This window comes from Wolbachia endosymbiont of Frankliniella intonsa (assembly GCF_029856955.1).
Lineage (GTDB): Bacteria > Pseudomonadota > Alphaproteobacteria > Rickettsiales > Anaplasmataceae > Wolbachia.
Map to the genome: position 1 here is coordinate 1,331,068 of NZ_CP097148.1, position 11,976 is coordinate 1,343,043.

Here is an 11,976-nt window from a genome sequence, read left to right on the forward strand (position 1 = left end):
AGCTTTTGCACTTAGTTTGCTCTTACTTGAACATTCTTTGTGTCTCTACGGCACACCGTTTGCACCAGACTTTATTAGTAGCTCTGTAGCTTCAATATCACCCATCCGAATTGCAGAGTATAAGGAAGGAGATTCATCTTTTTCTATTTCCCCTGTCATACGAAATTACGAACATAATAATTCATACATTATTAAGAATAATTGTTAATTTTTTATTAAAATAATATTAACAACAGCTAAAAATCTTTGATTTTTATTAAAGATTTAATATCCATCAATGCTTATATAAGCATTCCAAAAGTGAAGAAGTGAAAAAAAGCTTTTCATGAGAAATTATAAATGATAAATTGTTAATAATGAATTATTAAGAATAAGTTATGTGCTTTGGTTTGCCTAACATAAACAGAGAAGGTTATTTATTTATAATTGTTTCCTTTATAGTAACGTGTATAGCATTTTCTATATCTTGGGGGACTGGAATTACTTGCTTATTACCAACACTACTATGTACTTATTTCTTTCGTGATCCAGCAAGATCTGTACCAAACAATAAGGATTTTATATTAAGTCCCGCTGATGGTGTGGTTTCAAAAATTGAAGAAGTTAGTTACCCTTTATCAGAAGAGAATAGAGAAGAGAAAAAGTTTACGCTTGTCAGCATATTTCTAAGTGTTTTAAATGTTCATGTGAATCGTATACCAATATCTGGTACGATAAAGGAAATGAGCTACAAGAAAGGCAAGTTTGTTTCTGCAATGAGTAATAGGTCCAGTAATGAAAATGAAAAGCAGGTTATTGTGATTGAGTATGAAAAGGAAAAAGAAATCATTGTGGAACAAATAGCTGGATTTATCGCACGCCGCATTGTTTGTAATTTAAGAGCGTCTCAGAATGTAAAAGCAGGTGAAAGGTTTGGAATTATAAGATTTGGCAGTAGAGTAAATATTTATATCCCTGCTGGAATAGAGGTAAGAGTCTCAGAAGGCCAAACTGTTATTGGTGGTGAGACAGTTATAGCAGATTTAAATAAACAAGAGAAGCTTACCTTTGACATTGTATGAATAACGATGAAAGTAACGGTAAATCCTTACCTATTACAAAGTTATTTCCAAATTTTATAACTTTACTAGGTTTATGTGCTGGCCTTACTTCACTTAAATTCACATTTAATGAACAATGGGAATTTTCAGCAATTTTTATTATCATTGCAGCAATAATAGATGGAATGGATGGCAGAATAGCAAGAATTCTAAAATCAACTAGCGATTTTGGAGCACAGCTTGATTCTTTTGCAGATTTTCTAAATTTTGGTTCAGCACCTGCTTTTCTTTTATATTTTTGGAAATTAAAGGAAATTAAAGTTGTAGGTTGGATCTTAGTAATGATATATGTAATCTGCATATCAATAAGACTTGCAAGATTCAATGTTTCGCTACATTTAGAGCAATTATACTGGAAAAAATTTTTCTTTTCCGGCGTTCCAGCTCCTGTATGCGCTTTACTTGCTCTGTTACCAATAATTATTACCTTCCAATCTCATGAGAGTGAATACTTACTTCTTATAGAGCAATTTTTTAACGTAAAGAATACAGCTTGTTACTTTTTGGCCATTTCATTTTTTTCGATAAGTCATATTCCAACTTTCTCTGCAAAGTACATTTATGTTCCTAGAAGCCTATCCTATATATTTGTGTCGTTTTTTGGAATATTGATCATACTGTTTATAAGCAAGCCCTGGATAACACTACCAATTTTAGGCGCATTGTATATACTTACTATTCCAATAAGCACTGGACTTTATATATATTATGTATGTAAAATTCGTTGATTACTTCTTTTCTGAATAATAAATCAAAAATCTTTAAGCAGAAGGCCCTTCTTTCAATTTTGTCAGCTTTTCTGATACCTTGAGCTCAGTTAAATTTTTGGCTTTACTATTTTTCATATACCAAGTAAGAAAATCTTCGTGTTCAGAATCAAGATACTCGCCTATAGTTTTTATAGGTTCTGAATCATCAATTTTTATTATCAAATCTAACGTATTTATACCAAAATCCATTACTGACGGAACAAATAAGAAACATTACAAACTCGTTTAATAGTAGTACTGGAAATATTGACAATAAAATTACACAAAACATCTTCAAGTAAACCTATGGTATCGTAGATACTATTGCGTAAAGTATTGTATTTGATATATTGCCACAACCTTTCAACAGGATTCAGTTCCGGTGAATAAGGAGGCAAGTATATGATGGTAATGTTTTCCTGAATTTTCAAACTTTTTGATCTATGCCAACTTGCACAATCCATTACAAGAAAGGCTTCTTTCGTGCCTAAATCTTTCGACATCTGCTCCAGAAATATATTCATACAATCAGTGTTTACATATGGAGCAAGTAGGCTAATTTTCTTACCACTTCTTGGATTTACCGCACTTTAGATATAGAAATTTTGTCTACCAATTTTCATTTTAACCTGCGTTCTGACCCCTTTTTTAAACCATCCGTGTCCGATTTTTGAATGAGTCCCAAATCGTGATTCATCAAAAAAACACCTCCCTTTTAGGGTGGAAATTGACTATTTTATTGAAGTATCTTTTAAACTCTTCTTGCTTGTTTTTATCTTGTTTATGGTGCATTGGCCTCGGTGTTATGTAAGAAAATTTCATCCTTTGTATCTCACGGTGCACTGTTGATTTGCTGATGTTTAGGGCAAATTCCTCTGAGATTTTTATTTGTACTTCCTTAATAGTAATATTTGGATTTCTTTCTACCCATATTTCAATTTGCTCACGTTGATTTTTGTTTAATTTGCTTTTTCTTCTCCGCTGAAACGGGGCAAATAATTTTTCTACTCTACCAAATTTTAGATGCTTTATCCATTCAGTCAAAGCAGTCCTTGAAATTTTACATATTCTTGCCACAGCGCTTATACTACTTTCTTTTCCTGCTATCACCGCTTGTAACTTTTTTGAAACATATGCGTTATTTCTTACCTTTTTTAACATTTCTTTCGCTAAATTTACAACTCTTTCGTCTAATAGTTTTGACCTTAATGCCATTTATACCTCGCTATTTCACTTACTCTAGTATGACTTTTTCCCCATTATTCTCTATCTGTTCTTTCTATAGCGGGAATTGGTATTACAACTTTTGGTTGGTAATACCATAATGGAAATTTATCATTCATTTTAGAAAATACTATATATCTATACTGAGCAATGTAACCTTTGGTAAAACCTGATACCTTTTTTTCAATTTCTGGAAATCTTGTAATATCATTAGGAATAATATCTTCAAAATGACTTAGCAAATTCTGTTGCACTCTCTTGAAATTAATGTCTAGAATACTTTGCTCATTAGCATTTTTGCCCATGATAAATATATTAAATAATTTAATTATATCATAGAAATGTTAATTTAAATTAAAAATAATATTTAACAAGTAAATTATTTAATATTTAAAGTAAGTTACAGTAATGAAATGCATACTAAACAGATTGTATTACAGCAGTAAATAGGTTATATATCTTTCAATCCATTACTACTTCAGCCTCATGATTATAAAAGCAACTGATCTATTAAACTCTCTTCTGTATATAAAGATATTCAACATTCCATTTATAATTCTTTGGGTAATTGCAACTGGAGTTTTTTGTACTGTTCGGTTCAAATTCATTAACTTTAGATTATTCAAGTATGGAATACAGACGCTATTCAACCTAAAATGTAATGGTAATAACAATGGTATAATCACTCATATTCAAGCGTTTACAACAGTCATTTCAGGAACAGTTGGCCTTGGAACAATATCAGGAGTTGCAATAGCTATTACAATAGGGGGCCCAAGTGCAATTTTTTGGATGATAATTACTGGAATACTCGGTATGTCGATAAAGTTTGCTGAAGTAGTACTTGCATTTACCTATCGCTCTGAAAACACAACTGGTGGGGCTTTTTATTATATGGAACATGGACTTGCAAAGATTGGATTTATGAAGACTGGCAAATTCCTTGCATTTATCTACGCAGTTATGCTGCTTGTTGCAATGATTCTAGGCGGCATACCATTTCAGGCAAATCAAATTGCAGCGTTGTCAAGTAACTTATTTGAATACAACACATCTGTTATTATCTCGCTATTTGTATTAATTGTAATACTGGGAGGAATAAAGCGAATTGCTTTAGTTGCAACAGGTTTAGGGCCGATCATGATAATGTTATATATAGGCATGTGTATATATTTAATCTGTGTAAACGGAAATAATCTACTGAATGCTCTATCTATAATATTTCAAGATATCTTTAACAAATCAGCTATAGGAGGTGGAGTATTGAGTGGATTAATAGCAGGGGTAAGAAGGTCAGTGTTTGCTAATGAAGCAGGTACTGGAACAGCAGCTATAGCACATTCGATTGTAAAAGAGAAAGACCCAGTTAAAGTTGGAAGTGTTGCAATGATTGCACCATTTGTAGACACAATATTAGTCTCATTTTTGACTGGTATTGTGATAATTATCACCGATATGCATAGCACTAATACCGTAGGTGATATTACGTTAGTTAGCTCAGCATTTTCAACAGCCTTGCCTTTATTGAGCAAGCTAGCTCTTCCGCTGATAATGTTTTCCTTTGCATTTTCCACAATAATAGCTTACTATTACTACTGTGAAGTTGCCCTGTTGTACTTATTTGGTAACAAAAAAGTACTGATATTGTTCCAAATTCTTATAGTGGGTTCAGTGTATATCAGTTGTATGTCAAAAAATATAGAATTTATATCTTATTTAGGCGATAGCCTGTTTATGTGCCTTATGATTCCAAATGCTGTTGCAATATATCTACTGAGAAGGGAAGTATTAAATACAATAGATTCTTATTACAAAAGGTATTAAACATGATTTATAGATTGCTTTGCATGATGTTATTTTGCCTATCGTTTAACGATGTATACGCTGCTTCAGTTTTTCATAAAAGTTATGAAACTGCATTAAATGGAGTAAGCAACTTCATGAATGAAGTGTTGTTTTTCAAGATCTTTCACGTACCATTTATAATTCTTCTATTGGCTTTTGGTTATATATTTCTAACACTACGTTTTAAATTTCTCAACATAAGGATGTTTAAGCATGCATTCGCTATTTTGTGTGGAGAATATGACACAGATCATCACGATGGTCACATTACTCATTTTCAGGCATTTGTAACCGCGCTATCAAGCACAGTAGGTCTTGGAACTGTTGCCGGTGTTGCAATTGCAGTTTCAATGGGAGGACCAGGAGCGGTACCTTGGATGATGATTACAGGCTTTTTTGGTATGTCAGCAAAATTCGCTGAAGTGACTTTAGCATTCAGGCACAGAACAGAAGGTCAAGAGCAGTTATTTAGTGGTCCTTTTCAATATATAAGAAATGGGCTAGAGGAATTTGGATTTAAAAAACTTGGTATCGTACTGGCTGCAATATATGCAGCGGTTTTTGTATTATCAGGTCTTGGTGGAAGTGTAGCGTTTCAAACTAACCAAATGGTTTCAATATTATCTGGTTATTCAAATTGGATAGATGGTCATCCTTGGTTTCTCTCTTCCATAATTTCTACGCTACTTGCTCTGGTGATTATCGGTGGAATTAGGAGAATAGCTAGAGTATCTTCTGCACTAGTGCCTATCATGTCACTAATATATATTTTGAGTTGTGCCACAATCATTGCATTCAATATTCACAATTTTGGCAATACATTAAAAATATTGTTTTCCAGTATGATAGACTTCAATGCCGTTGGTGGAGGAGTGGTAGGAGCATTTGTTGCTGGAATTCAAAGGGCAATTTTTGCCAGTGAAGCAGGTGTTGGTTCTGCATCAATTACTCATGCAGCAACTCAGGATGAAGAACCAGTAAGAACTGGACTAGTTGCGATGATAGAACCATGCTTTGATACAATGTTAATTTGTTGCTTAACAGGAATAACAATAGTAATAACAGGTGCATACCAGACCAGCACTGGCGAGGGAATACTGATCACCCAAAAAGCATTTGAGACAGTTTCTTCTTGGTTTCCTATCCTTTTAACCATAGCTGCGCCTTTGTTTGCATTTTCTTCAGTAATTTCATTTGTCTATTGCTGTGAAATGGGATGGTTATATTTATTTGGTCCAAAGAGTATAGTGATATACCGAATATCGGTAATAATTGTGGCATTTATCTCTGGTCTTTCCAAAGATATAATGGCTATTGCTAATATTGGTGGGGCTTTATTCTCTTGCTTAGCACTCATCAATATGACAGCACTTATACTGTTTAGCAATCAGATTAACAATGAATTCCAATGTTATCTAAAAAGGCTAAGGAATAATAAAATTAGCTAGATTTTTGCTATGATAGAGATATTTGTAGTTTTTGTATTATCTTACATATTAGGTTCAATACCGTTTAGCTTAATTATTGCAAAAATAAATGGTATAAATTTAAGAGAAGTAGGTTCAGGAAACATTGGTGCTACAAATGTTGCAAGGACAGGAAATAAATTTCTTGCTGCTCTTGCGTTATTTCTGGATACCTCTAAAGGGTTTATCGCAGTTTATACAGCACAACAATTTTGTGATAATAACGATTTATATATATATGTATCTGCAATTTTAGCAGTTCTAGGGCATATGTTTCCTATTTGGCTAAGGTTCAATGGAGGAAAGGGGGTTGCAACAACTTTGGGAGTTTTAGTAGCACTTAACATTTCTATAGCATTAGCATTTGTATTTGTCTGGCTAATAGTATTTTTTATCTTTCGGTACTCCTCTCTTGCTTCCTTGGCTGCTACTGCAGGAGCTGTTATAGAATCTTTCTTTTTTCAAAAGGAGTTATTCCTTATACTACTCACTGTAGCGATATTAATTTTCTTGAAGCATTATAAAAATATTGCAAATCTTCTGCAAGGCAGAGAGCATAAGTTTTTATAAGCGATGAGATGTTAAATCACTGACACTTAAACTACGAGATAAACTGCTTGATGGTATTATTTTATCTTCTTTATTTAAGATTGTAATTTTTACTCTTGTTATACTCTCTACTTCTTGAGGTATTAAAAGCCGATCTTCAATAAATCCTTGTTTCACTTTTTTTATTTTTTCATAAAGTGTAGTGATATTGTACTTGTTTTGATTATAAATATCTTCAATTTCTAGCTCTAGTTTACATGAAGCTTCTTTTTTTAACATGTTATTTATCACTGCTTCTGTTATTGCTAGCTTTTCTTGCAGAATTTTCTTTATTTCTTCTTTATCGTCTCTGCTATTTTTACTCAGTTCGGTGTATACCCTATAACACCTTTTCTCTAGTGGTAACGTTCTTAAACTATCTAACATTCTGGCAACTTGACCCTTAATAGTCTTCTTGGCTTTCAATTTTAATTCTTTTACTTCTTCTTTTATTATTTTGCTAGCTATTCTCTTAGCTTCAGTTAAAGATGAGTCCTTGAGAAAAAAATCTGTTCTAAGTAAATTTTGGTTTAAAAGCTCCAAAAAGACTTTTCCTTTGATGTTTTCGAGTTGATCGTCTAAACCATCCCCCTGTAGTTTATTTGTTATGTGCTGAGACAGCGCAAAGTGCTCTAATTTATTTAACTTTACAGAGCTGATATTTTTCATTAATGTCAGCGCAATTTGTTCACTATACTTAGAAGTAAAACTCAGTAAATTTCTCATTAAGGAAATACTTACTTCTGCAATAAAATCATCAACTATTTTTTGACTTTTATTATCTTCATAATTATTTTGGGCGTTATGCCAAGCCCTAAGAATTTCTTTACTGTTCTTCTTATTTTTTAGCCTGTCTAACATAAACTTACGTGCTTCATTTTCTGCTTCTGTAAGGAGCATTTGTCTAGGTGGTGTAAATTTAATCTCTGGATCGGAATGAATACCCTCTAATGTACTTAACATTCTGTAGATAACACCAGTAAAACATGTGTTAGGAATTCGTTCTTTTCTAGAGAAAGTTTGGCTATCTAGTAAATTTGCAATCAACGCGTCTTTTTTATTTTTTACAGCTTCTCTATCTCCATCATTGCAGGCTCTAAGAACTAACAGAAGAATTTGTCCACCAGTGAAACCAGAGCTATGTTTCTCATTACCTTTGCAAAAATCTTGCAAAAACATTACTAATTTTCCCTTATTCTCATTACTAAATGTTTGGCCATCAAGCATATGTAAGTAATTTATATATTCAATAAATTCTTCAAATTCCCTACTATTAATAGCGTCTTCTGTTACTGCATTATACTTGCGTATTAACTTGCCAATATTATTACTAATATCGTCATTCAATAGATGGGGCAGTAAATGCTCATAAGTATCATCAAACTCATTTGTCATACTGCGAGTATTTTCTTTTATGCCTTCTAAAAAGAAACTTATAGCAGCTTTGAGTAACGTAAATGGATTAAAATCCTTTGGCCTTAATTCACTTTGTAATAGAATTAAAACCATTGCAAGTGGTATTGTTGCAAGTAACGAAACGAGCAGAAAAGTAGCTGTAAAGGTTAGATATGTTACAGAAGCAAAAAATAAAAGGAAAGATGCTATTTTAATTTTATTTTTCTCAAAAAATATTTCCCCATATTCCTTTTTACTTATTTTTTCCTGCTTTGCAGCTTTTATGTCTTTATAAACGTAAAAAGCTTTTATTTCAGATCTAAAAAAGAATGTGGCAAGATATAAAAAGACATTGGCAGGATTAACTAAAATGCTTAAAGAAACAAAAGCTGCGAAGTAACTTTGTGTCTTTAATCTGTAAGAATCCTTTCCAGGAAATTGTATTTGGGAAATACCTATCATATCCTACTCTCTATAATATTATTATATTGTAGTAATAACAAATATCCTATAGATGTCAATGCTTAAGTATTTTACTGTCTACGCACTCATCGTATTCAATTTCAACTGTAGAGTGCGCAATTTCGAACCTATTTAATAGTATTTTTTTTATCTCATACAAAATATTATTGTGTTGTCCATTTTGCTTTATCTTGGCATGCATAGTAAGTATAAAATAATTATCAGATAGTGACCATGCATGTATATGATGCACATCTATCACTTCAGGTAACTTAGATACAATCTCACTTTTTATCTCCTCAGCAGATAAACTCTCAGGTGTACCTTCAAGGAGTATATGGCAAGAATTCTTGAGAATTTTATAGCCACTGTTTAAGATTATTACACTGACAAATACTGACAAAATAGGGTCCACTATTTGCCATCCGGTAAACATGATAATTATGGATGCAAGTATAGCAGCTACAGAACCTAAAATATCTCCGATAACATGCAATACAGCACTTTTTATATTTATGTTACTTTCGCATTTACTATGTAATATAAAAAAAACTATGATATTAGAAATCAGGCCAAGTGTGGAAATTATTAACATTATTTTCCATTCAACATGAACTGGAAAAATAAATCTTTTTATTGATTCAATTATAATGACTACTGCAATGAAAAATAGAGTTAAACCATTAACAAATGCTGCAATTATCTGCAATCTGTGATACCCATATGACCTCTGTAAATCAGATTTCTTAGCTGAAAATTTGTGTGCTATCCAGCTTAAAATCAAGGCAAAAAGATCAGTGAGCATGTGACCTGCATCTGATAACAGAGCAAGCGAATGTGAAATTATTCCACCTGCTATCTCCATAAGCATTGTTATAGCAACTATTATTATGGAATAAATTAAGCGCTTGGACTCTGCTATTGAGTGTTTGCCATTGTGCACTGCTGTCATACAAAATCTTTTTATGAGCAAAAATCGTGGGTAACACTGGGCTCGAACCAGCGACCCCTTGCACGTCAAGCAAGTGCTCTACCAACTGAGCTAATTACCCGTCGTAGCTTTAGTATAGTGCTTCAATGAAATGAAAGTCAATTTGCTTTTAGACTTCTTGCTGGATGAAATTCCTTGACAAACCTTCTTACCTTCCTTACTATATTAGCAAGGGTATTTGTGCTTGTTTTTATCTTCGCGGATTTAACAACAAAATTCAGTAAAAAACTCAGGTATTTATTGGCAAATTACATAAAAATTATAGCGACTGCATGTCTTTTAAATTTTTTCTACATTCAGCCAAATCGCGCTTGTTAGCACATTATTACAACGCCAATTTACATTATAAAACTCGCTACTAAAGGATTTTTTTACCTTTTTTTTCTACTCAGTAAATTTCTTAACTATAATTCCGCTACTTATTAACAGCTATGGAATTTTAGCTATATTCTCGATTTTTCATATTGAGTTAACTGTCTATACTTTTTTTATTAAGATATAAATTATATCAATATGAGAATTTACACTTTCTTAGCGGAAGTAGCTTTATGCTTGATATTGTAAAGACTAATAAATTAGGGGTTAAAGTAATGACAATCAATCGACAAGTAAATAAAAATATATCTAAAGATGAATATTTTAACAACAAGCATATCATAGAAGTTAAAGATTTAAATATCAAAGTAGAGGTTCATTCTCATGATTTAAGAACAAGTAAAGTTGCTCACATTGAAAGCGAGATAAGAGAAACAGCTACTAATTTTAAAGATGCATTTAAGCTGGAGCCTGGTAGCTCAGAACAAACATTCAAAATTTATGTGTTTGATGATAAGGCTGATTACACTCACCTTGGTGGAAGCGAACGTTTTGGTTCTTACCTTGGAGATGAAGGTGGTAAATGTTACTACAAAGGAGAAGCTGATATTTTTGCTGAGATGTATGTCTATCAGCAAGGTGGCGTTCATAACCTTCAGCATGAATTTGCACATGGTTTAACTTACTTGGCTACAGGAGGAAAATCTCTACCTACAGTATTAATTGAGGGAATTGCAGATTACTTTGAACATCATTCAGATCACAAGTTCAATGCTCAAGGGTCAAGCATTGATAAAACTGAAGCCGCAAATTTGGATCTAGGTGAAATTTTAAATTTACAATACTCAGCCAATGGTGAAGGAAACAGTTTAGTGTATAAAACTGGTCATGCGTTGATAATGTACTTACAGGAAAAAGATCCTAGTTTATTAAGAGACTACCTAGATGCTTTACGTCAAGGTAACTCAGATGAATCAAAAAGTTTCTTGAAAGACATAAAAGGACATGATGCTGACTTCAAAAGTTGGCTTGCTGAGAATGATACAGAAACTGCAATGGAACATCTCAACGCTTTGCAAGTTACAAAAGGAGATTTTATAGCAACTGGTCAAGAAATAGTGGGTGGAGAAATTAAAGATGTATCGTATTATAAAGCAAATATAGAAAAAATAGATGGAGAAAACGTTGGAAGTTTCTCTGCTGTAGAGCATGTGTCATTTTACGATTATGCTCGTGCTGTTAATAGGGCAACAAATGATACCCTCGATATATCAAAGGAATATCATTTCTTAAAGGCAGTAAAAACTACTGATGGACAGGTTGAGCTGACTTACTCTGATCAACAAGGTAATGAATATCAAAACAGTCAAGAGTAGTTAAAAACTCTACTATCTCTTTGCGACCATACAAAGCAGCATGGTGCAAAGCAGTGCTCCCAAAACTATCTTTCGCATTAACATCTGCTTCTTTTGAGATTAAAAACTCTACTATCTCTTTGCGACCACACAAAGCAGCATAGTGCAAAGCAGTGCGATTCAACCCATCTTTCGCATTAACATCTGCTCCTGCTCCGAGTAAAACCCCTACTGTCTTTTTGTAACCATTCTGAGGAGCTATCATTAATAACGTAAATTTCATCGATGAGGGGGGAGAATTAAATACATAATTTACATCAGATTTATTTTCCTCCCACTCTTGATATAGATCTTGATCCTTTAGTTCTTCTTGTATTTTCTCAATTATATTATCTTTATTTAAATCTTTCTCAGCCTCAATCGTACTCAGTACTTTTTTCAGTGATTCATATTCTCCTGTCATGATTTTACCTTCAATATTAAAAG

Annotated in this window: 10 protein-coding genes, 1 tRNA gene and 1 pseudogene; 6 read left to right on the top strand and 6 right to left on the bottom strand. The window is 32.8% G+C overall.

Going from position 1 to position 11,976, the window contains the following annotated elements:
• Positions 1 to 377: 377 nt before the first annotated feature.
• Both M3L71_RS07500 and M3L71_RS07505 read left to right on the top strand, forming a co-directional pair.
• Complete coding sequence (locus M3L71_RS07500) at positions 378 to 1,061, top strand: phosphatidylserine decarboxylase (protein WP_280143545.1); 684 nt, start codon at positions 378 to 380, stop codon at positions 1,059 to 1,061.
• Entirely contained in the window at positions 1,058 to 1,828 is a 771-nt protein-coding gene (locus tag M3L71_RS07505) for a CDP-alcohol phosphatidyltransferase family protein (RefSeq protein WP_280143546.1), read from the top strand. Before M3L71_RS07500 ends, M3L71_RS07505 begins: the two co-directional genes overlap by 4 nt.
• Before the next feature lie 33 nt (positions 1,829 to 1,861).
• Here the strand turns inward: M3L71_RS07505 and M3L71_RS07510 are convergent, their stop codons facing one another.
• On the bottom strand, positions 1,862 to 2,059 hold the full coding sequence (locus M3L71_RS07510) for a hypothetical protein (RefSeq protein WP_280143547.1): 198 nt from the start codon (positions 2,057 to 2,059) through the stop codon (positions 1,862 to 1,864).
• A pseudogene (locus tag M3L71_RS07515) lies at positions 2,059 to 3,064 on the bottom strand (IS630 family transposase). The gene M3L71_RS07510 and the pseudogene M3L71_RS07515 overlap by 1 nt, the downstream one beginning before the upstream one ends.
• Positions 3,065 to 3,559: 495 nt before the next feature.
• Here M3L71_RS07515 and M3L71_RS07520 point away from each other — a divergent pair.
• From M3L71_RS07520 to plsY, 3 genes are read left to right on the top strand one after another with little or no spacing between them, the layout of a single operon-like run.
• On the top strand, positions 3,560 to 4,897 hold the full coding sequence (locus M3L71_RS07520) for an alanine/glycine:cation symporter family protein (RefSeq protein WP_280143548.1): 1,338 nt from the start codon (positions 3,560 to 3,562) through the stop codon (positions 4,895 to 4,897).
• Between the two features lie 2 nt (positions 4,898 to 4,899).
• Positions 4,900 to 6,366, top strand: a complete 1,467-nt coding sequence (locus M3L71_RS07525; protein WP_349292701.1) for an alanine/glycine:cation symporter family protein — start codon at positions 4,900 to 4,902, stop codon at positions 6,364 to 6,366.
• Between the two features lie 9 nt (positions 6,367 to 6,375).
• Positions 6,376 to 6,954 carry a glycerol-3-phosphate 1-O-acyltransferase PlsY gene (gene plsY / locus M3L71_RS07530; RefSeq protein WP_410543484.1) on the top strand — a complete coding sequence of 193 codons (579 nt, stop codon included), beginning with the start codon at positions 6,376 to 6,378 and terminating at the stop codon, positions 6,952 to 6,954.
• Here plsY and M3L71_RS07535 read toward each other — a convergent pair.
• From M3L71_RS07535 to M3L71_RS07545, 3 genes are all read right to left on the bottom strand, one after another.
• Complete coding sequence (locus M3L71_RS07535) at positions 6,949 to 8,829, bottom strand: hypothetical protein (protein WP_280143550.1); 1,881 nt, start codon at positions 8,827 to 8,829, stop codon at positions 6,949 to 6,951. The genes plsY and M3L71_RS07535 overlap by 6 nt on opposite strands.
• A gap of 55 nt (positions 8,830 to 8,884) precedes the next feature.
• On the bottom strand, positions 8,885 to 9,781 hold the full coding sequence (locus tag M3L71_RS07540) for a cation diffusion facilitator family transporter (protein WP_280144182.1): 897 nt from the start codon (positions 9,779 to 9,781) through the stop codon (positions 8,885 to 8,887).
• A 27-nt stretch (positions 9,782 to 9,808) separates the two neighbouring features.
• Positions 9,809 to 9,881: transfer RNA gene (locus M3L71_RS07545), tRNA-Val, on the bottom strand.
• A 487-nt stretch (positions 9,882 to 10,368) separates the two neighbouring features.
• Between M3L71_RS07545 and M3L71_RS07550 the strand changes: the two genes are divergently transcribed.
• The gene (locus tag M3L71_RS07550; protein ID WP_280143551.1) at positions 10,369 to 11,511 is read left to right on the top strand and encodes a collagenase; all 1,143 of its coding nucleotides are present in this window, start codon (positions 10,369 to 10,371) and stop codon (positions 11,509 to 11,511) included.
• On the opposite strand, the gene M3L71_RS07555 is transcribed toward M3L71_RS07550, so the two are convergent.
• Entirely contained in the window at positions 11,441 to 11,953 is a 513-nt protein-coding gene (locus tag M3L71_RS07555; RefSeq protein ID WP_280143552.1) for an ankyrin repeat domain-containing protein, read from the bottom strand. The genes M3L71_RS07550 and M3L71_RS07555 overlap by 71 nt on opposite strands.
• Positions 11,954 to 11,976: the final 23 nt, after the last annotated feature.

Excerpts from the sequence above, each read along its gene's own strand:
- M3L71_RS07500 (WP_280143545.1), top strand. The coding sequence starts at position 378 with ATGTGCTTTGGTTTGCCTAACATAAACAGAGAAGGTTATTTATTTATA.
- M3L71_RS07505 (WP_280143546.1), top strand. The coding sequence starts at position 1,058 with ATGAATAACGATGAAAGTAACGGTAAATCCTTACCTATTACAAAGTTA.
- M3L71_RS07510 (WP_280143547.1), bottom strand. The coding sequence starts at position 2,059 with ATGGATTTTGGTATAAATACGTTAGATTTGATAATAAAAATTGATGAT.
- M3L71_RS07520 (WP_280143548.1), top strand. The coding sequence starts at position 3,560 with ATGATTATAAAAGCAACTGATCTATTAAACTCTCTTCTGTATATAAAG.
- M3L71_RS07525 (WP_349292701.1), top strand. The coding sequence starts at position 4,900 with ATGATTTATAGATTGCTTTGCATGATGTTATTTTGCCTATCGTTTAAC.
- plsY (WP_410543484.1), top strand. The coding sequence starts at position 6,376 with ATGATAGAGATATTTGTAGTTTTTGTATTATCTTACATATTAGGTTCA.
- M3L71_RS07535 (WP_280143550.1), bottom strand. The coding sequence starts at position 8,829 with ATGATAGGTATTTCCCAAATACAATTTCCTGGAAAGGATTCTTACAGA.
- M3L71_RS07540 (WP_280144182.1), bottom strand. The coding sequence starts at position 9,781 with ATGACAGCAGTGCACAATGGCAAACACTCAATAGCAGAGTCCAAGCGC.
- M3L71_RS07550 (WP_280143551.1), top strand. The coding sequence starts at position 10,369 with ATGCTTGATATTGTAAAGACTAATAAATTAGGGGTTAAAGTAATGACA.
- M3L71_RS07555 (WP_280143552.1), bottom strand. The coding sequence starts at position 11,953 with ATGACAGGAGAATATGAATCACTGAAAAAAGTACTGAGTACGATTGAG.